This is a genomic window from uncultured Polaribacter sp. (genome assembly GCF_947497695.1).
In the GTDB taxonomy this organism is placed as follows: domain Bacteria; phylum Bacteroidota; class Bacteroidia; order Flavobacteriales; family Flavobacteriaceae; genus Polaribacter.
The window spans coordinates 35,356-57,027 of the sequence record NZ_CANMHM010000006.1 but is presented as its reverse complement, the minus strand read 5'-3'; the positions used below and the strand labels follow the sequence as shown (position 1 = coordinate 57,027).

The 21,672-nt window shown below is 28.7% G+C and carries 27 protein-coding genes; 13 read left to right on the top strand and 14 right to left on the bottom strand.

From position 1 onward, the window contains the following. Positions 1–62: 62 nt before the first annotated feature. The 5 genes from Q0731_RS08290 to Q0731_RS08270 form a co-directional block, all read right to left on the bottom strand. Complete coding sequence (locus Q0731_RS08290) at positions 63–623, bottom strand: YeeE/YedE thiosulfate transporter family protein (protein WP_299062524.1); 561 nt, start codon at positions 621–623, stop codon at positions 63–65. A 53-nt stretch (positions 624–676) separates the two neighbouring features. Further along, positions 677–1,909 carry a glycosyltransferase N-terminal domain-containing protein gene (locus Q0731_RS08285; protein ID WP_299062521.1) on the bottom strand — a complete coding sequence of 411 codons (1,233 nt, stop codon included), beginning with the start codon at positions 1,907–1,909 and terminating at the stop codon, positions 677–679. A gap of 91 nt (positions 1,910–2,000) precedes the next feature. Continuing rightward, a complete protein-coding gene (rpmA, locus tag Q0731_RS08280) occupies positions 2,001–2,261 on the bottom strand; it encodes a 50S ribosomal protein L27 (RefSeq protein ID WP_299062518.1) in 261 nt (86 codons plus the stop codon). A gap of 38 nt (positions 2,262–2,299) precedes the next feature. Beyond that, positions 2,300–2,968, bottom strand: a complete 669-nt coding sequence (gene rplU, locus Q0731_RS08275) for a 50S ribosomal protein L21 (protein WP_299062515.1) — start codon at positions 2,966–2,968, stop codon at positions 2,300–2,302. 145 nt (positions 2,969–3,113) lie between these two features. Then, the gene (locus tag Q0731_RS08270) at positions 3,114–3,986 is read right to left on the bottom strand and encodes a DMT family transporter (protein WP_299062512.1); all 873 of its coding nucleotides are present in this window, start codon (positions 3,984–3,986) and stop codon (positions 3,114–3,116) included. Positions 3,987–4,079: 93 nt separating this feature from the next. Here Q0731_RS08270 and Q0731_RS08265 point away from each other — a divergent pair, with 93 nt between their 5' ends. Beyond that, positions 4,080–4,565 (top strand): cation transporter, encoded by a 486-nt coding sequence (locus Q0731_RS08265; RefSeq protein WP_299062509.1) that lies wholly within the window; start codon positions 4,080–4,082, stop codon positions 4,563–4,565. Between the two features lie 73 nt (positions 4,566–4,638). Here the strand turns inward: Q0731_RS08265 and Q0731_RS08260 are convergent, their stop codons facing one another. Beyond that, entirely contained in the window at positions 4,639–6,180 is a 1,542-nt protein-coding gene (locus Q0731_RS08260) for a glycine--tRNA ligase (RefSeq protein WP_299062506.1), read from the bottom strand. Positions 6,181–6,308: 128 nt separating this feature from the next. Between Q0731_RS08260 and Q0731_RS08255 the strand changes: the two genes are divergently transcribed. Genes Q0731_RS08255 through Q0731_RS08245 form a run of 3 tightly spaced genes read left to right on the top strand, consistent with a single transcriptional unit; the run spans position 6,309 to position 9,486 of the window. Then, positions 6,309–6,995, top strand: coding sequence for a phosphoribosyltransferase family protein (locus Q0731_RS08255; RefSeq protein WP_299062503.1), 687 nt, complete (start codon positions 6,309–6,311; stop codon positions 6,993–6,995). Positions 6,996–7,054: 59 nt separating this feature from the next. Then, complete coding sequence (locus tag Q0731_RS08250) at positions 7,055–8,659, top strand: Ig-like domain-containing protein (protein WP_299062500.1); 1,605 nt, start codon at positions 7,055–7,057, stop codon at positions 8,657–8,659. A 47-nt stretch (positions 8,660–8,706) separates the two neighbouring features. Then, positions 8,707–9,486 (top strand): hypothetical protein, encoded by a 780-nt coding sequence (locus Q0731_RS08245; protein WP_299062497.1) that lies wholly within the window; start codon positions 8,707–8,709, stop codon positions 9,484–9,486. A 92-nt stretch (positions 9,487–9,578) separates the two neighbouring features. Here Q0731_RS08245 and Q0731_RS08240 read toward each other — a convergent pair whose 3' ends face one another. Beyond that, positions 9,579–10,034 carry a DinB family protein gene (locus Q0731_RS08240; protein ID WP_299062493.1) on the bottom strand — a complete coding sequence of 152 codons (456 nt, stop codon included), beginning with the start codon at positions 10,032–10,034 and terminating at the stop codon, positions 9,579–9,581. Positions 10,035–10,147: 113 nt separating this feature from the next. Between Q0731_RS08240 and Q0731_RS08235 the strand changes: the two genes are divergently transcribed. The 3 genes from Q0731_RS08235 (at position 10,148) to Q0731_RS08225 (ending at position 12,187) form a co-directional block, all read left to right on the top strand. After that, positions 10,148–10,495, top strand: coding sequence for an ArsC/Spx/MgsR family protein (locus Q0731_RS08235; protein WP_299062490.1), 348 nt, complete (start codon positions 10,148–10,150; stop codon positions 10,493–10,495). Positions 10,496–10,561: 66 nt separating this feature from the next. Continuing rightward, complete coding sequence (locus Q0731_RS08230; protein WP_299062487.1) at positions 10,562–11,173, top strand: DUF4254 domain-containing protein; 612 nt, start codon at positions 10,562–10,564, stop codon at positions 11,171–11,173. Between the two features lie 3 nt (positions 11,174–11,176). Beyond that, positions 11,177–12,187, top strand: a complete 1,011-nt coding sequence (locus Q0731_RS08225; RefSeq protein ID WP_366915405.1) for a glycosyltransferase family 9 protein — start codon at positions 11,177–11,179, stop codon at positions 12,185–12,187. Here Q0731_RS08225 and Q0731_RS08220 read toward each other — a convergent pair. Continuing rightward, on the bottom strand, positions 12,184–12,996 hold the full coding sequence (locus tag Q0731_RS08220; protein WP_299062484.1) for a hypothetical protein: 813 nt from the start codon (positions 12,994–12,996) through the stop codon (positions 12,184–12,186). The two genes, Q0731_RS08225 and Q0731_RS08220, sit on opposite strands and share 4 nt — an antisense overlap. Positions 12,997–13,117: 121 nt before the next feature. On the opposite strand from Q0731_RS08220, the gene Q0731_RS08215 reads away from it, so the two are divergent. From Q0731_RS08215 to mscL, 3 genes are read left to right on the top strand one after another with little or no spacing between them, the layout of a single operon-like run. After that, positions 13,118–13,714 carry a thymidine kinase gene (locus Q0731_RS08215; protein ID WP_299062481.1) on the top strand — a complete coding sequence of 199 codons (597 nt, stop codon included), beginning with the start codon at positions 13,118–13,120 and terminating at the stop codon, positions 13,712–13,714. 9 nt (positions 13,715–13,723) lie between these two features. Continuing rightward, positions 13,724–14,824, top strand: a complete 1,101-nt coding sequence (gene alr, locus Q0731_RS08210) for an alanine racemase (protein WP_299062479.1) — start codon at positions 13,724–13,726, stop codon at positions 14,822–14,824. A gap of 50 nt (positions 14,825–14,874) precedes the next feature. Next, complete coding sequence (gene mscL, locus Q0731_RS08205) at positions 14,875–15,285, top strand: large conductance mechanosensitive channel protein MscL (protein ID WP_299062475.1); 411 nt, start codon at positions 14,875–14,877, stop codon at positions 15,283–15,285. Between the two features lie 114 nt (positions 15,286–15,399). On the opposite strand, the gene Q0731_RS08200 is transcribed toward mscL, so the two are convergent. From Q0731_RS08200 to Q0731_RS08180, 5 genes are read right to left on the bottom strand one after another with little or no spacing between them, the layout of a single operon-like run. Beyond that, positions 15,400–16,254, bottom strand: coding sequence for a pseudouridine synthase (locus Q0731_RS08200; protein ID WP_299062472.1), 855 nt, complete (start codon positions 16,252–16,254; stop codon positions 15,400–15,402). Between the two features lie 36 nt (positions 16,255–16,290). Beyond that, positions 16,291–17,211 carry a geranylgeranylglycerol-phosphate geranylgeranyltransferase gene (locus Q0731_RS08195; protein ID WP_299062470.1) on the bottom strand — a complete coding sequence of 307 codons (921 nt, stop codon included), beginning with the start codon at positions 17,209–17,211 and terminating at the stop codon, positions 16,291–16,293. Positions 17,212–17,215: 4 nt separating this feature from the next. Beyond that, complete coding sequence (locus Q0731_RS08190) at positions 17,216–18,142, bottom strand: mevalonate kinase (protein ID WP_299062467.1); 927 nt, start codon at positions 18,140–18,142, stop codon at positions 17,216–17,218. Positions 18,143–18,195: 53 nt separating this feature from the next. After that, the gene (locus tag Q0731_RS08185) at positions 18,196–18,591 is read right to left on the bottom strand and encodes a hypothetical protein (RefSeq protein ID WP_299062464.1); all 396 of its coding nucleotides are present in this window, start codon (positions 18,589–18,591) and stop codon (positions 18,196–18,198) included. A 26-nt stretch (positions 18,592–18,617) separates the two neighbouring features. After that, positions 18,618–19,715 (bottom strand): diphosphomevalonate decarboxylase, encoded by a 1,098-nt coding sequence (locus tag Q0731_RS08180; protein WP_299062462.1) that lies wholly within the window; start codon positions 19,713–19,715, stop codon positions 18,618–18,620. Positions 19,716–19,791: 76 nt separating this feature from the next. On the opposite strand from Q0731_RS08180, the gene Q0731_RS08175 reads away from it, so the two are divergent. The 3 genes from Q0731_RS08175 to Q0731_RS08165 are packed head-to-tail and all read left to right on the top strand — an operon-like array spanning position 19,792 to position 21,063. Beyond that, positions 19,792–20,397: a thiamine diphosphokinase gene (locus tag Q0731_RS08175; protein WP_299062459.1), complete on the top strand. Its 606-nt coding sequence runs from the start codon at positions 19,792–19,794 to the stop codon at positions 20,395–20,397. A 12-nt stretch (positions 20,398–20,409) separates the two neighbouring features. Continuing rightward, entirely contained in the window at positions 20,410–20,643 is a 234-nt protein-coding gene (locus tag Q0731_RS08170) for a hypothetical protein (protein ID WP_299062456.1), read from the top strand. Positions 20,644–20,676: 33 nt separating this feature from the next. Then, a complete protein-coding gene (locus tag Q0731_RS08165; RefSeq protein WP_299062452.1) occupies positions 20,677–21,063 on the top strand; it encodes a VOC family protein in 387 nt (128 codons plus the stop codon). Positions 21,064–21,066: 3 nt separating this feature from the next. Here Q0731_RS08165 and Q0731_RS08160 read toward each other — a convergent pair whose 3' ends face one another. Then, a complete protein-coding gene (locus Q0731_RS08160) occupies positions 21,067–21,621 on the bottom strand; it encodes a thioredoxin family protein (RefSeq protein WP_299062449.1) in 555 nt (184 codons plus the stop codon). Between the last annotated feature and the right edge of the window lie 51 nt (positions 21,622–21,672).

Here is a 21,672-nt window from a genome sequence, read left to right as displayed (position 1 = left end):
AATTTCAATTGATAGTACGTTTGTCAGTCTGAGCTTGTCGAAGACTTTTTACTGTTTATTTTTTAACCAAACAAAACCGGAATTATAAACCAAGTTGCAATAATACCACCAATAAAAAAGCCAATTACAGCCAATAATGAAGGTAATTCTAAATTACTTAAACCTGTAATTGCATGCCCAGAAGTACAACCTCCTGCATAACGAGTGCCAAAACCTACAAAGACCCCAGAAACCAAAAGAATTAAAAAACCTTTGATTGACATGAATGATTTTTTACCAAAAATTTCATCAGGAAAATATTGGTTACCAACATTGGTAAAACCTAAATCTGTTAGTTCTTGAATAGTTGTAGGATTTAAATTAACACCTTGATTTGGAATTAAATACATTGCTGAAATAACTCCACCAATAATTAACCCAATAACAAATAACAATGCAAAATCTCTTTGTTTCCAATCTTTCTTAAAATAATCAGATATTTTTCCTGCTCCAGCCATTGTACAAAGTGTTTCAAAATTTTTTGATGCTCCAAAATTTTGCCCGAAGTAAAAATATAATAATAACGAAATTGCTATTAATGGCCCTCCAATAAACCAAGGCCAAGGTTGTAATATAAAATCCATATAATTTATAATTTTAATTTGTTCTCGATATAATCATGCAAACTGACAACCGTTTAAACTTTCTCTTTTAAATAATTCATAATTAATTTTGTTGCTCCAAAATTGTCTTTAATATATCTTTTATTGATCACGCCTGTTAATTTTCTAAAATTTTCATCCTCTTTTAAGTTGATCAAATTCTCTGTAAATTCTTGTTGATTTTTGATGCAAATACAACCACCTATTTTTACCAAATCTACAGCTTCTTTGAATTTGTCGTATTTATTTCCAATCACTACAGGAATTCCAAAAGTTGCAGGTTCTAAAATATTGTGCAAGCCCGTTTTTAAACCTCCACCAACATAAGCAACATCTGCAGCTGCATAAATTTTGGTTAAAATACCAATAGTATCAATAATAAAAACACTATATTCTGATAAATTTTTATCCGCTTTAGCGGAAAACAAAACTGTTTTTTTGATGATAGATTTCTGTAATTCTAAAATTGCAGTCGCTTTAATATTATGTGGTGCAATGATAAATTTTTCATCATCAGTAGCATTATTATTGATGTAATTTACCAATAATGTTTCATCTTCCTGCCAAGTACTTCCTGCTACAACCGTATATTTATTATCTTTAAATTGATTGATAAAATCTAACGAATTATCTTGCTCTAATATTTTAGAAACTCTATCAAAACGAGTATCTCCAGAAACTGTTACATTTTTAAAGTTGATGGAATTTAGTAATTTTTTAGAATTTAAATCTTGAACAAAAAAGTGATGAAAAGCCTTTAATGATTGCCTCATAAAACCTCCATAACCTTTAAAAAACAATTGCTTATCCCTTAAAATACCAGATACTAAAATTGTTGGCACTTCTTTTGATTTTAAAGTATTTAAAATATTTGGCCAAAACTCGTACTTAATAAAAACTGCTAAAGCAGGATGTACGATTTCAACAAATTTCTTAGCATTCTTTTTAGAATCTAAAGGCAAATAACAAACAACATCAGCTAAATGGTATTTTTTTCTGATATCATATCCTGAAGGAGAAAAAAAAGTGACTAGAATTTTATAGGTTGGATGTTTTACTTTTACCTCTTCAATAATTGGTCTTGCTTGTTCAAACTCACCTAAAGAAGCTGCATGAAACCAGATTGTTTTAGCATTCTTTAATTTAGCAACCTTAGAAAATGTTTCTTTTCTACCAGTAACAAATAATTTTATTTTTTTATTAAACAACCCAATAATAGGTAATAAAATACTTGCTTTAAAAATAAGAAGGTCATATAAAAATTTCATTGATGTAAAAGTACAAATTCAACCTAAATAAAGTGCATAAAAAAACGCTCAAACAATGTTTGAGCGTTTTAAATTTAATCGTCTTAATTTCTTAAACTTCAAAAGGAGTTACAGAAACATAAGATCTGTTGTTTCTTTTCTTTTGGAATTCTACAACACCATCAACTTTTGCATGTAAAGTATGATCTTTTCCCATGTAAACGTTTTCTCCTGGATTGTGAGTTGTTCCTCTTTGACGAACAATAATGTTTCCTGCAATTGCAGCTTGTCCTCCAAATATTTTTACTCCTAGTCGTTTCGATTCTGATTCTCTACCGTTCTTCGAACTACCTACACCTTTTTTATGTGCCATGTTATTGAGTTTTTATAGGTTAAAGTTAAATTTAGGAATTATCTTTCGATACCTCCGTCTAATCTATCTTGTAATTCTTTTAATTCATCCCACTTACCTTCTGCAGCTAAACCAGCTTGCTTTGGCCAAGTAGTTGTTACAATATGAGATAATCTAGAACTTGCTTCAGTTAAGATTTCACTCAATTTTACTGGGTCTGCTTTTGCTACTTTTGCAAAAGTATCAACACCTGCATTTACTAAAGCCTCTGCAGCTTTAGGTCCTGCACCTTCAATTTTCTTTAAGTCATCTCCTTTTGCAGATTTCTTTGCAGCGACTTTTGCTTTTGGAGCAGCAGCTACTTTAGCTTCTTCTTTTTTAGGAGCAGCTTTCTTAGAAGCAGTCTTCTTAGAACCAGAAGCAGCAATAGATTCAATTTGAATCTCGCTTAAAAATTGTCTATGTCCATTTTTCTTAATGTAACCTTTTCTTCTTTTCTTTTTGAAAACGATTACTTTATCACCTTTTAAGTGACTTAGAATTTGAGCCGTTACTGAAGCTCCTTCTATAGCTGGGGCGCCAATAGTTACATTCCCTTTTTCATCAAGTAAAAGTACATTATCAAAAGTAACTTTTGATCCTACTTCTCCTTGTAAACGATGAACGTATACTTTTTGGTCTTTTGCAACTTTAAACTGCTGCCCTGCCATCTCTACGATTGCGTACATACTATTTGTTTTGCGTTTATTACTAATTATTTTGCAGTTTCTTAATGAAAATGCGGGTGCAAATATACATCTTTTTTAAGACTCTACAAGATTGTTTGGAAAAATAATAGCATCAAAATCAACTAAATACCTTTTCAATGTAATTTTACTTTTTCTTATTCACCATATAAACACCAAAAAGAATAATAACACCACCAAAAAGTTGAATAAAACTTAACTGCTCACCATCTAAAATACCCCAAAAAATTGCCACAATAGGAATTAAATAGGTTACTGAAGTTGAAAATATTGGTGATGATATTTGAACCAGTTTATTGTATATAGTTTTAGCAATACTAGTACCAACAATAGATAATATTGCAAGATAACCAAGAGATTGTATTCCTACTTCATCGTATACAAAATCAGTAAAAAAACCTGTAAAATACAAAACAATTATAGCAGGCAACAACAATACTAAAAAATTACCTGTAGTAATTGCCAAAGCATCTAAATTATACAAATGCTTTTTAATCATATTGGCATTGATTGCATACCCAATAGAACCCAATAAAACGAAAGGTGTAAACCAATAATTTTGATCGGGATTTAAATCGACTCCTTTTAAAACCAAAATTAAAGTCCCCAGTAAACCTATTAAAATTCCATACAATTGTTGTTTTTTGAAAGCAAAACCAAAAAAGACGGCTCCTAACACCAACGTATTAAAAGGCGTGAAACAATTTAATATGGAAACTACTGAGCTATCAATACTTGTTATTGCATAAGCAAAAAGAAAACCAGGAATAAAAGTACCCACCAAAGCTGTGTAAAAAATATGTTTCCAATGTTTCTTTTTGATTTTTTTAATCGAAGGAAAAGCGACAGAAAGTAAAATAATAGCGGTAAAAATCATTCTTAACGCTCCTAATTGAATAGGTGTTACTCCTAAAAGTGCTTTTTTAATTAATATAAAAGAGCTTCCCCAAACTAAAGAAAGTACAATAAGATAAAACCACTTTTGCTGTTGATTGTTCATTTATATTTTAAATATTGTGCGAAAGTCCGATAAAAGTTTACAAGTCAGCAGTTTTATTAATAAATTTGTCATATAATTTAATCATTAAATATTATGAAACTTAAAAAAATATTATTTTCTATAGCCATCTCTCTTTTTATTTTCGTTGGATGCAAAAATGAAACAAAAAAAGAAACACTAGCTGTAAACAAGCAAAATGTGACTTTGGCTATTTCTGGTATGACTTGCGAAATTGGTTGTGCAAAAACCATTCAATCTAAATTATCTAAAAAAGAAGGCGTTTTAGACGCAAAAGTTGTTTTTACTGATAGCATTGCAAACATTGCCTTTGATGCAAACACTACCTCTAAAGAAGATTTAATGGCTTTTGTAAGCGGAATTGCTGGAGGAGATTTGTACAAAGCCTCTATTGCTGACAATGAAAAAGTAGCACATACATGCAAAGTAAATTGTAAAGATACTTGTAAGAAAAACGGAATTATTAAAGAAAAAGCGTGTTGCTCTAAAAATGAACATGGAACAACATTTTGTAAAAAAGATTGTAAAATGGCTTGTTGTGCAGATAAAGAATCTGCATAAAAACCTACCACTCTTAAAATAAAAATTAGCATCTAAAATTTTAGATGCTACTTTTTTATTAGTAAACTTTAAATTACATTTTCTGCAACCACGTTTTAACAGCAACCTCAGCTTTAATAATTTCTTTTAAATCTGCTATTGCAACACGTTTTTGATCCATAGTATCTCTATATCTTATGGTAACTGTTTTATCTTCTAAAGTTTGATGATCTACAGTAATACAAAAAGGTGTACCTGCAGCATCTTGCCTTCTGTAACGCTTACCAACTGCATCTTTTTCATCGTAAAAAACATTAAAATCCCATTTTAAATCGTCTAAAATTTCTCTAGCAACTTCTGGCAATCCATCTTTTTTAACTAATGGTAAAACTGCTGCTTTAAAAGGTGATAAAACTGCTGGTAATTTTAAAACAGTTCTAGTAGTTCCGTTTTCTAGAGCTTCTTCTTGCAACGAATTAGAGAAAACCGCTAAAAACATTCTATCTAAACCAATAGAGGTCTCAACAACATAAGGCACGTAATTTTTATTTTCTTCGTGATCAAAATACTGTAATTTCTTACCAGAAAATTCTTCATGAGCTTTTAAATCAAAATCTGTACGAGAATGAATCCCTTCTAATTCTTTAAAGCCGAAAGGAAAATTAAATTCAATATCTGCTGCTGCATCTGCATAATGTGCTAATTTATCATGGTCATGAAATCGATAGTTCTCTGCTCCCATACCTAAAGATAAATGCCATTTTAATCGTGTTTCTTTCCAAGCTTCATACCATTCTTTTTGAGTACCAGGTTTTACAAAAAATTGCATTTCCATTTGTTCAAATTCACGCATTCTAAAAATAAATTGTCTTGCAACAATTTCATTTCTAAAGGCTTTACCTGTTTGAGCAATCCCAAAAGGAATTTTCATTCTACCCGTTTTTTGAACATTTAAAAAATTCACAAAAATACCTTGAGCAGTTTCTGGTCTTAAATATAAATCCATTGCAGTATCTGCAGAAGCACCTAATTTAGTCCCAAACATTAGGTTAAATTGTTTAACTTCTGTCCAATTTCTAGAACCTGTTAAAGGATCAGCAATTTCTAATTCCTCAATTAACAATTTTACATCAGCCAAATCTTCATTTTCTAAAGACTTGCCCATTCTTGCTAAAATGCTGTTTATTTTTTCTTGATAACCAACAACTCTTCCATTAGTTGCTAAGAATTCCTCTTTATTAAAAGCATCACCAAAACGTTTTGCTGCTTTGGCTACTTCTTTGTTTATTTTGCCTTCTATTTTAGCACAATAGTCTTCAATTAAAACATCTGCTCTGTATCGTTTTTTAGAATCTTTATTATCAATTAAAGGATCATTAAAAGCATCAACGTGTCCAGAAGCTTTCCAAGTTGTAGGATGCATTAAAATTGCAGCATCAATACCTACAATATTTTCGTGCATTTGCACCATTGCTTTCCACCAATAATCTCTAATGTTTTTCTTTAGCTCTACTCCATTTTGAGCATAATCGTAAACCGCACTTAAACCGTCATATATTTCAGAAGACTGAAAAACATAACCATATTCTTTTGCGTGCGATAAAACTTTTTTAAATTGATCTTCTTGTTTTGCCATAATGGAGGCAAATATACGTGTTTACATAAATTTTTCAAGAAAAAAGATTCAAGTTTTTTAAGTATACTCTGCTATTGTTTAATATTGATATTTTTATGTATCTTTAAAATGAATTGCTAAGTTAAATTATGAGGTTTTTAAACGATTTTTTAAATTTATTTTTTCCAAAATTATGTGCTAATTGTAATAACCAACTCACACAAAATGAAAATGTAATTTGTACGTTTTGCAGGCATGATTTGCCATTAACCAACTTTACAAATTACCGGGACAATAAAATAATCAGTACTTTTTATGGAAAAGTAGCCATAGAAAAAGCAAACGCTCTCCTTTTTTACAGAAAAGAAGGAATTACAAAAAAATTAATTCATGAACTAAAATACAAAGGAAATGAAGAAATAGGATCTTTTTTTGGAAATTGGCTGGGATCGTTATTAAAGCAAAACAAAGAATTTAACGACATCGACTACATAATACCTGTTCCTCTACACTCTAAAAAACGAAAGCAAAGAGGCTATAATCAGGTTTCTAAATTCGGAAAAAACGTAAGTAAACATCTAGAAAAACCTTTTATTGAGAATTTCTTAATAAGACGTTCAACATCAAAAACACAAACTTTTAAAGCTCGTTTTGAGCGTTTTAACAATATTGATACTCAGTTTCTTTTAAAAAATTTATCTATATTTAAAAACAAACATCTTTTATTAATTGATGATGTAATTACCACAGGAGCAACGTTAGAGTCTTGTGTAAAAGAATTACAAAAAACTGAAAACGTAAAAATTAGTATTTTAACAATTGCCTATACAGAGTAAATAAACTATAGCTTTAATTAATGAGAAAAATTGTGTAAATTTGCAAAAATAATTTTTGTGTGAAACCCTATCTTAGCTATGTTTTTTTTAGCATTTCAATTCTTATTTTAACTAACTGTGCAAAAACAGGAAGACCTGAAGGTGGACCAAAAGATGAAGAAGCTCCTCTATTTGTTATTGCAAACCCTCCTTATGAAACTACTAATTTTAATAAAAAAGAAATAGAATTAGACTTTAATGAATTTATTAAACTTAAAGACTTAAATAAACAACTTTTTGTTTCTCCCCCACTAAAAACTCCTTTATTAGTTTCTCCACAAGCAACAGCCACAAAAACATTAAGTTTGAAGATTGTTGACACATTAATTAAAAACACTACTTACATTATTAATTTTGGTAATGCTGTTGAAGACAATAATGAGGGAAATCAATTAGAAAATTTCAAGTACGTTTTCTCAACAGGAACTTATATAGATTCACTGACAACTTCTGGAGAAATAAAAAATGCTTTTGTTAATGAAAGTCCAAAAAACATTAATGTTTTGCTTTATAAAATAGACAGTTCTTTTAATGACTCTATTGTTTATAAGAAAAAACCCAACTACATTACCAATACTTTAGATACTTCTTTTTTTAATTTTTCTAATTTAAAAGAAGGAAAATATTTAATGTTGGCTTTAAAAGAAAAGTCAAATGATTATATTTTTAATTCTAAAGAAGATAAAATAGGTTTCTATTTAGATACGATTACTCTACCAAAAGACAGTATTACAAAAAAACCAATAATATTATTTAAAGAAATACAACCCTTTAAATTTAAACGTGCTAAAGAAATTGCTAAAGGTAAAATTCAGTTTGGATATGAAGGTGAAGCAGTAGATTTAAAAATTAAACTGATATCTAAAAAACCTGACAATTTTAAAAGTATCTCTAAATTTGAAATTGATAAAGACACCTTAAACTATTGGTTTACTCCAATTGAAACGGATTCTTTGAATTTTATTGTTACTAATAAAAATAATATTGACACAGTAACAGTAAAGTTGCGAAAGAAAAAAACAGACTCTTTAATGTTAAAATCTTCTGCTGGAAGTATATTGAATTTAAGAGACACATTGTTCATTATAGGCAACAACCCACCTGTAAAAATTGATGAAAGCAAAATTATGCTTTTAGATAAAGATACATTAAAAGTGTCTTACAGCAGCTATATATCTAAAAAGGAAAACAAAATCGGAATCCTATTTGATAAAAAACAAAAACAAAAATATGCATTAAAAATACTTCCTTCTGCAATTTTTGATATCTTTGGCCAAAAAAATGATTCCTTAAACTTCAATTTTACAACAAAAGAGATAGAAGATTATGGAAAAATAACTATAAATATTGTAAATAGTCAAAATAAAAACTTAATTGTAGAGTTATTAAATGATAAAAGTGAATTTATTGAAAGAAAATTTACAAATACATCTAAGGGAATTGTTTTTAATCTTTTAGAACCTAAGTCATACAAAATAAGGGTTATTGTTGATAAAAATAAAAACAACAAGTGGGATACTGGGAATTACTTGCAAAAAAAAACACCAGAAAAAATAAAGTATCTTAGTGAGACTTTAAATTTAAAAGCTAATTGGGATTTAATAGAACAATTAGTTATTGAATAATTTTATAAATTAAAATGAAATTAATAAAACTAAAAAAGGCTCTCTTTTTGAGCATTTTTTTTATTTATATAAACACTTCAAGTGCTCAATCATTTGTTCATGATTTTGGGGTTTATGCTGGCTACACTAGTATTCAAACAGATTATGGAGAAAGGTTTTACACCCCAAGTAGTATTAGTTTAGCATCTTTATCTTTTACAGTAGCACACTCCTTACACTTCTATAATTTACGTAAATTTATATTTAAAAAAAGTAATTTAAAAAATCATTTACTGTTAAGAACTTTAGCCAGTTATGAAAGTAAACGAGATTTAAGACACAAAGGAGAATGGGTAAGTCGAAATAGTATTGCAGCTGAACAATTACGAGCAATGAAAGGTTCTATTAGAGGAGCTACTTTAGGAATGGACTTAGAAATTCACTTTAGAGATTTAGCTGAATTTAACAGTTATTCTAGAGCAAGACACAGAATTAGCCCCTATATAAGTACTGGTATTAGACTACTTTTATATGAAAACGACCTAAGTTCTGACTTAGGTGATTGGAGAACTGACAACTCATTATTATTTCCAAAATACAGAATAGATACTAATAGAGCCATAGGTAAAGGGCATGCTATTGGTGTTGCTTTTACTACTGGTTTTAGATATAATATTGCTCGAAATTTAGATCTTGACTCTAAAATAAATTGGATACTATATAACTCTGATGAAATTGATGGCCTTATAGTAGATGAAGAAATCAATAAATTTAATGAAACAACTACTTCAATACAAATAGGTATTGTTTTTAGACTTGGTAGAAATAAAAGATTTAAGTGTTTTTAATTCTAAATTAATTTTAACTTCATATAGGTTTACAAAACTTATAGTTATTTTAAGAGTTACAAAAAGATAAGTTAAATCATCTTTTAAAAAAACTACAAAAACTTCTTAATAGACCTTATAATTCCATAGTGAATTCCTTCATGAAAATTATTGAATTCAATAGCGGTTTCTATAGAAGTTAAAACAAAACCTGTACTTGTTGGGTATTCAGTATAATTTTCAAAAATACCAGCTTCAAAATCTTCTTGTAAAGTATCTGGTAAACCTATTAACAACTCTTTTACTTCTTCAAACTCTTCTGCTGTAAAAGTTTTAGTAGGACTCGTTCCTTTTTTATGAGCATCAATTAAATCATCAGGACATAAACAATTTAAACCAGAAAATTTATATTGTAAAACTTGCTGTGTAACAACTACATGTGCAACATTCCAAGCAATATTGTTTTTAAAACCTTTTGGAGTTGTATGAATTTGCTCTAAACTCAATCCTTCTAATTCCTTTAAAATAAGTTCTCTTGATTTTCTTAAAACGTCAAATTGTATTTTCATATCTCTATATTTATCAATATAAAACCTTAAAAACTTTTTTTTCTCTTAGAATTGTGTGTTAAGGTTGTAATTTATTATGTGTAATTTTGCAGGCGTAAATATAATCCATAAATATGAAAAAAGTATATTTTTTACAAACTTGTGATACTTGTCGTAGAATTTTAAAAGAAATAAATACAGATGGGTTTGAACAACAAGAAATTAAAGCAAACAACATTACTACTTCTCAATTAGCTGAAATGCATGCACTTTCTGGAAGTTATGAAGCACTCTTTAACAAACGTGCCAAATTATATAAAAGTAAAGATTTAAAAAACCAAGTTTTAACAGAAACAGATTATAAACAATTTCTGCTCGATGAATACACCTTTTTAAAGCGACCTGTTTTTATTTTTGATGATGAAATATTCATAGGAAATAGTAAAAAAGTAATTGCTCAATTAAAAGAAAAAATTGGCTAAACCAATACACAATTATTGTCTTGATCAAATTTTATTTTGTAATTTTACCTCACAAATTTAAAGTATATGTTTTCTAAAAAAGCCAACCAAATTTTTGACGATGTTATAAAAACATACAAAAAAAAATCTGCAGTTGAACAAAAATGTATCAATCCTTATAAAAAAGAAGATAGTTTAATTGATTTTTTACTTTTCGAAAAATGCTGGATTGACGCTACACAATGGGCTTATGAAGATATTATTAGAGATCCAAATATTAATGCAGAAGAAGCCTTAGTATTAAAAAGAAAAATAGACGCATCTAACCAAGTAAGAACTGACACTGTAGAGTATATTGATAGTTATTTTTTAGAAAAATATAAAAACGTTATTGTTTCTAAAAATGCAAAAATAAATTCTGAAAGTCCTGCTTGGGTAATTGATAGAATGTCAATTTTAGCTCTAAAAATTTATCACATGCATTTAGAGACAGTTAGAGAAGATGCTACTGACTCTCATAAAGAAAGTTGTACAAAAAAACTAAATATTTTATTAGAACAAAGAACAGATTTATCTACTGCTATTGATGATTTGTTGTTAGACATTGAACAAGGTACTAAATACATGAAAGTATACAAACAAATGAAAATGTATAATGATGAAGATTTAAACCCTGTTTTAAGAGCTTTAAAAAAGTAGATTTTGTCTAATACCAAAAAGCATCTATTAATCATTCGTCTTTCTGCAATGGGAGATGTTGCCATTTTAGTGCCTGTTCTTAGAGTATTTTTCAAACAAAATAAAGAGGTTAAAGTAACTATATTAACACAGCAATTTTTTGCTCCAATTTTTAAAGACTTCAAAAACGTTACTGTTTACAGTGCAGAAACAAAAGGAAAGCATAAAGGCTTTTTAGGTTTATTTAAACTTTATAAAGAACTAAAAAAACAAAATTTCACTGCAATTGCAGATATTCACAACGTTTTAAGAAGTAATGTATTAAAACTATTTTTCTTCAATAAAAAATGCATTCAAATTGATAAAGGCAGAAAACAAAAAAAAGATTTAATTTCAAAAAAAAACTTTGTACAACTAAAACCATCTTATGAACGCTATGCAGATGTTTTTAGAAAATTGGGTTTTACATTAGATCTTTCTAACCCTGATTTTCCTGATAAAAAACAAATTCCAAATTCTCTTAAAAACATCTTTAAAGGTGACAGTAAAGTAGTAGGAATTGCACCTTTTGCTGCTCATCAAAGTAAAATGTATCCTTTAAATAAAATGAAAATTGTGATTGAAAAACTCTCTAAAGAGTTTACAATTTTATTATTTGGAGGTAAAGGTGATGTTGAACACCTAGAAACATTAAAAATTAATAATGCTATTTATATCGTTGCAGGAAAACTTTCTTTTTCTGAAGAATTAAACACAATTTCTAACTTAGATTGTATGATTTCTATGGATTCTGGTAATGCCCATTTAGCAGCAATGTATGGTATCAAAGTAATCACTATTTGGGGAGTTACACATCCTTTTGCTGGCTTTGCTCCTTTTCATCAACCAAAAGATTATGCTTTGTTAGCTGATAGCACTACTTACCCAAAAATACCTACTTCTGTTTATGGTAACAAATACCCTGAAGAATATTTAACTTGTGCTGGCAGTATTGAACCAGAAAAAATAATTACCAAAGTAAAAAGTATTCTTTAAGCAAATTTACGTGCTAATATTTCTATAAAACGTGCTTCTAATTCTTCCTTATCAGACCAATCATAATCTGGTTTTACAATTTTAGTAATAAATTTCTTGGCCTCTTTTTCTGATGAATAGGTATTTAATTGAGATACTACTCTGTTAAAATCTTCTTGACTTCCATCAAACAAATTCTTTACAAAAGCAATTCTGTCATTTAGGTCTATTTTAAGATTCGTGGTTAATCTATCATTTAAAGATTTAGGTGCTGGTATATCAAACAAAGTAGTCATTTCATCTACAGAAATAGTATCTTTTAACTCTTCATCTAAAGTAATTGCTTTTGCAACAGAAATTTCTTTCTTTTTCTTGTTACTTGTCGTTGCTGGTTTAATTTCTTTTTTAGCTCCTAACAATTCTTCTAACTCATCAAAAGGCTGCTCTATAATTTCTTCAACTTTTACCTCAGCAACCTCCTTTTTATCAATTTTATCAACAACAACCTCTTTTACCTCTTCTAACGGATCAGCCATTTTATCAACAACTTTTTCCTCAACAACTGCTTGCTCTTTAATTACTTTATCTACTTTAACCTTTTTCTTGGTTGATGCAACTACTTTTGCTTTTTCTATTTTAGAAAGTAACTCTTCTTTAGTCTGTTCAGTATTAGGTGTTGTATTTATATATTCTTCAACAAAAGCTAATAAAGATAATTTTTCATAAATCTCTTGCGATTTTTCTTTTAAAGCAAACACATCTTCTTTATTTTTCATTTTTAGAATACTGTGTGCCAAACTCATCAAATCGGTTTCTAATCTTTTTTGCATATGTTGTATTTTGATGCTGAAACGAATTCAGCTTAAATTATTTTTAATTCGTAAATATTCCTAAATTTGTTTAAATCCAAAGAAACTTCAAATTTAATAATCTAAAGCCTAAAATTACAAAATGTTTCTCGAAAATACAGTAAATCATACAGAACAATTTGGTTGGATCGAGGTAATTTGTGGATCTATGTTTTCTGGCAAAACAGAAGAATTAATTAGAAGGTTAAAACGTGCCCAGTTTGCAAAACAACGTGTAGAGATTTTTAAACCTAAAATTGATGTACGTTATGATGAAAACGAAGTAGTTTCTCATAATAAAAATAGCATTCGATCTACCCCTGTTCCTATTGCTTCCAATATTCTTTTATTGGTAAATGATGTTGATGTAGTTGGCATAGATGAAGCCCAATTTTTTGATGATGAGATTGTGAGTGTTTGTAATAATCTTGCAAACAGTGGTGTTAGAGTTATTGTTGCTGGTTTAGATATGGATTTTAATGGAAAACCTTTTGGGCCTATGCCTGCCTTAATGGCAACTGCAGAATACGTTACAAAAGTACATGCTGTTTGCACAAAAACAGGAAACTTAGCACATTATAGTTTTAGAAAAACACAAAATGAAGATTTAGTATTATTGGGCGAAACACTAGAATACGAACCTTTAAGCAGAGCTGCTTACTTTAAAGCAATGCAAGAACAAAAAAATACAAAAAAATAAATTTCACAAATGAATAACCACGTTACTGTCTTAGAGATTGATGGAAATGCATTGTTGCACAATCTTGCTTATTTTAAGCAAAAATTAGAGCCTAAAACTAAAGTTTTAGCAGTAGTAAAAGCTTTTGGTTATGGAAGTGATGGTATACAAATTGCTCAGTTTTTAGAAGATAAAGTAGATTATTTTGCTGTTGCTTATTCTCACGAAGGAGTTGCTTTACGTGAAGCAGGTATAAAAAAACCAATTCTTGTTTTACACCCTCAAACACCTAACTTACAACAAATTATAAATTACAGGTTAGAACCTAACTTATATAATTTTAAAATATTTAATGCCTTTTTAGAATTAGCAGATGAAATTCCGTTAATGAATTACCCAATTCATATAAAATTTAATACAGGTTTAAATAGATTGGGTTTTTGGCATACAGATATTCCGAATATAATTAGCAGGTTAAAAGAAACAAATCATATAAAAGTACAATCGTTATTTTCTCATTTAGCAGCTAGTGAAGATTTAGAGGAAAAGGATTTTACCATCAACCAAATTAATAATTTTGCCTATATAGCTCAACAGTTTTACAAACATTTAGGCTATGAACCAATGCTTCATATTTTAAATACTTCTGGTGTTGTAAATTTTTCAAAAGCACAGTTTGATATGGTTAGAATTGGTATTGGGTTGTATGGTTTTGGTAATGATAAAGAAGAAACTGCACAACTTAAAAACACCCATAATTTAAAATCAATTATTTCTCAAATTCATTTAATTGATCCTGGAGAAACTGTAGGTTATAACAGAGCTTTTATAGCAAAAAGCCCTACAAAATCAGCCACAATTCCTGTAGGTCATGCAGATGGTTTGTCAAGAAAATTGGGGAATAAAAAGGGATATGTGTTTATTAATAATAAAAAGGCAAAAATTATTGGAAACGTTTGTATGGACATGATTATGGTTGATGTTACTAAAATTGATTGTAAAGAAGGAGATGAAGTAATTATTTTTAACAGCCAAGAAATGTTACACCATATATCCAACACTTCAGAAACAATTATTTACGAGACTTTAACTTCAATTTCTCCTCGAATTCAGAAAAAAATAGTTAGTTAATATTTTTTGACTACTTTAGCGGTCTAACAATTAATTAAAAACAAAGTAAAATGTTAAAAGAATTTAAAGAGTTTATTACTGGTGGTAATGTAATTGAATTTGCTGTTGCAGTAATTATGGCAGGTGCAATTGGTGCCGTTGTAAAAGGATTTGTAAGTAATATTGTAATGCCAATTGTAGGTTTATTTACAGGAGGTGTAAGTTTGGCAGATCAAAAACATGTTTTATCAGAAGCTGTCTTAGATGCAGCAGGTAAAGTAGTTACTCCAGAAAACGCAATTACTTATGGAGCTTGGATTGATACAATTATCAATTTAATTATTGTAGGTTTTGTAATGTTTATGATTGTAAAAGCTTATAACAAAACTAAAAAGAAGGAAGAAGAAGCTCCAGCAGCTCCTGCAGGACCAAGTCAAGAAGACTTATTAGGAGAAATTAGAGATTTATTAGCTAAGAAATAAGTTTTTATCTTCTATTTAAAATTATTAAGACTGCCTCTTTTTAAGGGCAGTCTTTTTTTGTACTTTAAAATATTGTTATAAAAAAATCCAGCTAAAAGCTGGATTAAATTTTGTCTATTGCATTTTCTGAAGATTTGCAACCTCTAAATTGGTTAACTCTCTCCATCTTCCTCTTGGTAAATTTTTCTTCGTTAATTCAGCAAAAATAACTCGGTCTAATTTGTTTACTTTGTAACCAACGTGTTCAAATATTTTACGAACAATTCTGTTTCTACCAGAGTGAATTTCAATACCTATTTCTGTTTTTGGCTCCCCATTTACATAAGAAACTGCATCAATAAACACTTTTCTACCTTCAATAATTACCTCACCTCTTAATTTTTCTAAATCTCTTAATTCTAATTTTCTATCTAAAGATGCATGGTATAATTTACGAACGTTATGTTTTGGATGTGTCAACTTTTTAGCTAAATCTCCATCATTAGTAAACAACAACAAACCTGTAGTATTTCTATCTAAACGACCAACAGGATATATTCTTTCTTTAGATGCATTTGCAACCAATTCCATCACTGTTTTTCTACCTCTTTCATCATCCATTGTAGTGATGTAATTCTTTGGCTTGTTCAGTAAAATATAGCGTTTTTGCTCTGGTGTAATTGAAGTTCCATCAAAACGCACAATATCATCTGGCTGTACTTTGTAGCCCATTTCAGTAACTAACTTTCCATTTACTTCTACACTACCATGTTCTATATAGGTATCTGCTTCTCTACGAGAACAAACGCCAGAATTTGCAATGTACTTGTTTAAACGGATTCCTGAAGAGGGATCTGACTTTTTAGTATCTTTTATTTTTGTAAACGTTTTTTTTGCAGATTTTCTAGCCAAAGGTTTACTTTTTCTACTTAGAGGAGTGTTTTTTTTACCTTCTTGTCGTCCTCTCGACGAGTTTTTATTTGAATTCATTACTTAAAAATTTTTGCAAAAGTAGGTAAAAAAACCTTAATTTAATCGGTCTATCACTTTTTCTACAATCAAAGAAATATCAATAAAAACCAAAGAAAAAACGCCTATTAAAAGTAAAATTTTCAAAACGTTATGTAACATTCTATATTGATTTGTATCTGTAGATTTCCATAAGTAAAATCCTAAAAAAACAAGAACAATTAAAGCTAAGTAAAAATAATACCTCATATAACTTAATGCAGGATAACTAAACAAAATAACGATTGGAAAAAGCGTTAATATCAATAAGAATATTGATAATTGTTTGGTTTTTTTTTCTCCATAAGCAATAGGAAAAGTTTCGTAATCATTAACAATTGCACCTTTCATGCTTTGTAAATCTTTTAGCAGCTCTCTAACCATAATCACTAAAAAAAGAAAAACGGCATGAACAAATATTATTTTCGAAAAGTTTTTAAAATAAACAAATATTGCAAAAAAAGGAAGAATTGTTAATACAGTTGCAGAAATTAAACCTGTAAAAGGGTACTTTTTTAACTTGTGAGAATAAAACCAAATACCAAAAATATAAACTGCAAAAAATAGTGCAGCTTTCCACGAAATAAGTAAACCAAAAAAGAAACCTAAAAAATTTAATGTAAAATATAATTTTAACTTGGTAGACTGCCTTACATAATTATCAACCTTCGTTTTTAACGGACGATTGATTCTATCTACTTGAACATCATAAAAGTTATTAATAATATAACCAGATGCAACTACACAAATACTTGCTAAAACAATGTAGAGTAGGTCTATATCAAAAACAATACTTCTTAACGATTTGTTTTTTGGAGAAAGAATAAAAATAGCAGCAAGATACTGTGCAACAACTAAAACTAAGATATTATAACCTCTAATAACTGAAAGTAAGCTAAATAATTTAAAAACAATTCTTTTTACTTTAAAGCTACTCATAAAATTAGAATCTGTAAACGAGTTCTAATTTGTAATTCTCAAGGCTTTTTTGGGCTTTTTCATAATCTTCAGTAAAACCAAGAATGTAACCTCCACCTCCAGAACCACACAATTTTAAATAATAATCGTTAGAGGTTATACCTTTTTCCCAAACTTTATGAAAAGCAGTAGGAATCATTGGTTTAAAGTTTTTTAGAACAATTTTAGACAACGATTTTACATTACCAAATAAAGATTTTACGTCTCCTACTAAAAAATCTTCAATACAAGCATCTGTAGTTGTTGAAAACTCTTCACTAATCATTTTTCTAAAACCTTTGTTTTTCATCTTGTTCATAAAGATATTTACCATCGGTTCAGTTTCACCTATTTGCTCAGAATCTAGTAAAAAAACAGCTCCTTTTCCTTGCTTTTGCGAAGGAATTCCTGCAGGTTCTACATTATCTTTAGAATTGATTAAAATTGGTAAACTTAAGTAACTGTTTAAAGGATCTAAACCAGAACTTTTTCCATGAAAAAAAGACTCCATTAAAGAGAAAACTTGTTTTAAACTTAGTAGTTTATCTCTTGTTAAATTTTCTAAAACGGTTATTTTATTATACGCATATTTATCATAAATAGAGGCAACTAAAGCACCAGAACTACCAACCCCATAACCTTGGGGAATGGAAGAATCAAAATACATTCCGTTTTCTATATCTTTTTCTAATTCTACTAAATTAAAAGTAACCAAATCTGTTTTTAAGGATGCTAAATATTGATAAAGCTTTTTTAAATTCTGATTCGATATTTTAGGGTTTCCAGATAAATCTGATGAAGTTTTTAAAGCACCTCTGTAAGCATTAAACGGAATTGCCAAACCTTTAGAATCTTTTATAATTCCATATTCTCCAAAAAGTAGAATTTTAGCATAAAATAAGGGTCCTTTCATTTTTCTTTTTTATAGTATTACAAAAATACGAATTTTTCTTTTAAGAAAAGCGATTAAAAATTCTTGTAAAAAGTTTTCCAAACACCCACTTTTTCTCCGTTTTTATACCTGCCTTTTTCCTTGTTTTTCCCATTCTTGTAATAGGTTTTCCAAACACCTTCTTCTAGTCCGTTTTTATATTGCCCTAAAGTTTTAACTTCTCCAGATTCATAAAACTCAGAAAAAAAACCATTCAACTCTCCATTTATAAAAGCTATATTTTTTAAAACCTTTCCACTTTTATAAAAGAAAGTAATCTCTTTTTTATCATTAGAAGTAACCTTGTAATAAATAGATTTTTCTTTATTTGTCTCTTTAAAATCAGCATCTAACCAAGTTTTGTTTTGTGCTGAAAAAGATAACGTAAAAAGAAAAATTAAAGCGATTGTAAATTTGATTAAGATTTTCATTTTAAAATTGTTTTAAGCTGATAAACTTACATTTTTTTTGCTCCAAAACCTACACTATCAAAAATATACTGATTATTTTGACAGTATTTAGACAACTTATTTTCAATAAATTGATTCACTTTTTCTTTTTCATTTTTTGGGTATAGTATATGTACATTTGCACCAGCGTCTAAAGTAAAACAAATATTACTTTCGTTTTCATTTCTATATTCCCAAATTTTATTGATAATTTCTAGCGTATTTGGTTTCATCAAAATAAAATACGGATTACTGGTTAACATCATTGCATGTAACGTTAAAGCCTCACTTTCTACTAAATTTACAAAAGCTTTTACATCTCCATTTTGAAGAATTTCTGATATTTTACCCAAATTATCATTGGCTTGTTTAAAACGATTTTCGGCATAAGGATGCTCATGCATTAAATTATGACCAATGGTACTAGAAACTTGTTTTTCTCCTTTATCAACCAACAAAATAGCATCTTGATAATTTTCAAAAACGGCATGTACTTTATAAGGAAATTGCACACCAAACAAATCTGAACTTCCTTCAATTTCTGGATGATTTCCCCAAACAACCAAAGGACCCTCTACACTTCTACTGGCGCTTCCAGAACCTAAACGTGCTAAAAAAGAGGCTTTTTTATTGCTGTTTTCTACTGATAAATCAGGATTTAACTCAGCTTCTAAACTCATTAAACACATAGCAATAGCACTTAATCCACTTGCAGAAGATGCAATTCCACTTGAATGTGGAAAAGAATTTTCTGAGTTGATTATCATTTTATAATCAAAAATATACGGACAATATTCTTGGATTCTTTTAAAAAATTCTGCAATTTTTGGCTTGAATTCTTCTTTCTTTTCTCCTTCAAAAAATAAATCGAAATCTACTGTTTTAGATTCTGAATTGAATGCAGAATTATGCTTATACACAAAATCGATTGTAGTAATTGTATGGCAATTGTTTAGTGTAAAACTAATTGAAGCGTTTTTAGGCATTTGAGGATTGCTTTTCCCCCAATATTTTACCAATGCAATATTGCTTGGTGTTTGCCATGTAAAACTTACTTTTTCTACTATTCTTTTGGTTTCTTTTGATATAAATTGTGCTGTATTCAATCGTCTAAATTTTACATCAAAGATAAAACTATTTCAAGGAATTTTTAGTAGCCTTTTTTTAGGTATTTTTGTATTTATGAATACAGGAACTGTCTTTTTACTTTTAAACGGAGAACCACCAAAAAAACTACCCAATTTTTCTGATTATAAAATTATTTGTGCAACTGATGGAGCTTACAGTTATTTAAAAGAAAACAATATTATTCCTACTTTTATTTCTGGAGATTTTGATTCTTTAATTGATTTACCAAAAGATGTAGAAATCATTGAAACACCTGATCAAGATTTTACAGATTTTGATAAAATACTGAAAATTCTATTTGATAAAGGCTTTAAAAATATTGATGTTTTTGGAGCAAGTGGACAAGAACAAGATCATTTTTTAGGGAATTTACATACTGCAATTCAGTGGAAAAATAAATTAAAATTGACTTTCTATGATAATTATAGTCGTTATTTTTTAGCTGATAAAAGCACCAAAGTTATAGATTGTAAAAACAAAAATATTTCTTTAGTTCCTTTGCCAATCGCAACAAATATAACAACAGAAGGGCTACAATATCCTTTGAAAAAGGAAAACTTAACTTTTGGAGAAAGAATTAGCACAAGAAATAAAGCAATAGAAAATACTATTAAAATAACCTTTGAAACGGGTGAATTATTTATTTTTATCAACAATTAAAAAACAATTAAATTGAGCAGAAAAATAAAATTATTGTGGGATTTTAGAGGCCCTGATGCAAAAGAAACTGCAAAACATCATACCATACATTTAAAGGAATTTGCAACTTTAGAAAAATTAGCTTTCTTTGAAATTGATATCGAAGAAAAGAATCCAATGTTATTTTCTGCCTTTATTACTGTTGATGAAAAAGACATGAAAATTTACAGAGATGCTTTAAAACCTCATCGAGGAGAAATTGGATAATAACCATTAAAAAATTACAAATACATCACTTTTATGAGTTCCTTTTTATTTAATCACTTAGCACTTTCTGTAAAAAATGCAGATAAATCTGTAGCTTTTTATCAAAAAGTATTTCAATTGAAAGAAATTAAAAATACGGCTTCTAATTCTAAAACAAGATGGTTATCTCTTGGAGAAAAAAAGCAATTGCATCTAATTCCTCGTCCAAACGCAGAGATTAAAACAAACAAAGCAGTTCATTTTGCACTAAAAACCAAAGACATTGATTTATTTATCAATCATTTAAATGATTTAGAAATAGAATATTCTGATTGGAAAGATACACCAAACAAAGATTACATTAGAAATGATGGAATTCTACAAATTTACTTTCAAGACTTAGATGGCTATTGGATTGAAGTAAATAATGACATTTCATAAAACTTATTTCCACTTTATACCACAACCAATACTTGGTTTTTGGTTTTCTAATGGAGGTTTATTTTCTAATAAATTATCAAGTGAAGTACTTAAATCAATACCTGTAACAGGTTTTCCATTTCCTGGTCTTGATGCGTCAAATTGCCCATGATAAATCGCTTTTAAATCAGCATCAAAAACATAAAAATCTGGTGTACAAGCAGCATTATATGCTTTTGCGACTTCCTGAGTTTCATCATACAAATAAGGAAAAGGAAATTGCTCTTCTTTTGCCAGTTGTTTCATTAATTCTGGGGAATCTTGTGGATAATTAGCTACATCATTAGCACTAATAGCAATAAAATTGATGCCTTTTTGCTGATATAAATTTGCCATTTTTACCAAGGCTGCATTTACATGAATTACAAACGGACAATGATTGCAAATAAATAGTATTACTGTTCCTTTAATACCTTTAGCTTTTTCTAAAGAAAGAAAATTGCCATCAATTGTATTTAATAAATTAAAATTAGGTGCTTTTGTTCCGTTTTTAAATTCGTTTGACTCTGTTCTTGCCATTTTATTTTTTTTAATTTCTAATTTTTGTCATTTCAAAATGAGCATCTTTAT

Excerpts from the sequence above, each read along its gene's own strand:
- Q0731_RS08290 (WP_299062524.1), bottom strand. The coding sequence starts at position 623 with ATGGATTTTATATTACAACCTTGGCCTTGGTTTATTGGAGGGCCATTA.
- Q0731_RS08285 (WP_299062521.1), bottom strand. The coding sequence starts at position 1,909 with ATGAAATTTTTATATGACCTTCTTATTTTTAAAGCAAGTATTTTATTA.
- rpmA (WP_299062518.1), bottom strand. The coding sequence starts at position 2,261 with ATGGCACATAAAAAAGGTGTAGGTAGTTCGAAGAACGGTAGAGAATCA.
- rplU (WP_299062515.1), bottom strand. The coding sequence starts at position 2,968 with ATGTACGCAATCGTAGAGATGGCAGGGCAGCAGTTTAAAGTTGCAAAA.
- Q0731_RS08270 (WP_299062512.1), bottom strand. The coding sequence starts at position 3,986 with ATGAACAATCAACAGCAAAAGTGGTTTTATCTTATTGTACTTTCTTTA.
- Q0731_RS08265 (WP_299062509.1), top strand. The coding sequence starts at position 4,080 with ATGAAACTTAAAAAAATATTATTTTCTATAGCCATCTCTCTTTTTATT.
- Q0731_RS08260 (WP_299062506.1), bottom strand. The coding sequence starts at position 6,180 with ATGGCAAAACAAGAAGATCAATTTAAAAAAGTTTTATCGCACGCAAAA.
- Q0731_RS08255 (WP_299062503.1), top strand. The coding sequence starts at position 6,309 with ATGAGGTTTTTAAACGATTTTTTAAATTTATTTTTTCCAAAATTATGT.
- Q0731_RS08240 (WP_299062493.1), bottom strand. The coding sequence starts at position 10,034 with ATGAAAATACAATTTGACGTTTTAAGAAAATCAAGAGAACTTATTTTA.
- Q0731_RS08235 (WP_299062490.1), top strand. The coding sequence starts at position 10,148 with ATGAAAAAAGTATATTTTTTACAAACTTGTGATACTTGTCGTAGAATT.
- Q0731_RS08230 (WP_299062487.1), top strand. The coding sequence starts at position 10,562 with ATGTTTTCTAAAAAAGCCAACCAAATTTTTGACGATGTTATAAAAACA.
- Q0731_RS08220 (WP_299062484.1), bottom strand. The coding sequence starts at position 12,996 with ATGCAAAAAAGATTAGAAACCGATTTGATGAGTTTGGCACACAGTATT.
- Q0731_RS08215 (WP_299062481.1), top strand. The coding sequence starts at position 13,118 with ATGTTTCTCGAAAATACAGTAAATCATACAGAACAATTTGGTTGGATC.
- alr (WP_299062479.1), top strand. The coding sequence starts at position 13,724 with ATGAATAACCACGTTACTGTCTTAGAGATTGATGGAAATGCATTGTTG.
- mscL (WP_299062475.1), top strand. The coding sequence starts at position 14,875 with ATGTTAAAAGAATTTAAAGAGTTTATTACTGGTGGTAATGTAATTGAA.
- Q0731_RS08200 (WP_299062472.1), bottom strand. The coding sequence starts at position 16,254 with ATGAATTCAAATAAAAACTCGTCGAGAGGACGACAAGAAGGTAAAAAA.
- Q0731_RS08195 (WP_299062470.1), bottom strand. The coding sequence starts at position 17,211 with ATGAGTAGCTTTAAAGTAAAAAGAATTGTTTTTAAATTATTTAGCTTA.
- Q0731_RS08190 (WP_299062467.1), bottom strand. The coding sequence starts at position 18,142 with ATGAAAGGACCCTTATTTTATGCTAAAATTCTACTTTTTGGAGAATAT.
- Q0731_RS08185 (WP_299062464.1), bottom strand. The coding sequence starts at position 18,591 with ATGAAAATCTTAATCAAATTTACAATCGCTTTAATTTTTCTTTTTACG.
- Q0731_RS08175 (WP_299062459.1), top strand. The coding sequence starts at position 19,792 with ATGAATACAGGAACTGTCTTTTTACTTTTAAACGGAGAACCACCAAAA.
- Q0731_RS08165 (WP_299062452.1), top strand. The coding sequence starts at position 20,677 with ATGAGTTCCTTTTTATTTAATCACTTAGCACTTTCTGTAAAAAATGCA.
- Q0731_RS08160 (WP_299062449.1), bottom strand. The coding sequence starts at position 21,621 with ATGGCAAGAACAGAGTCAAACGAATTTAAAAACGGAACAAAAGCACCT.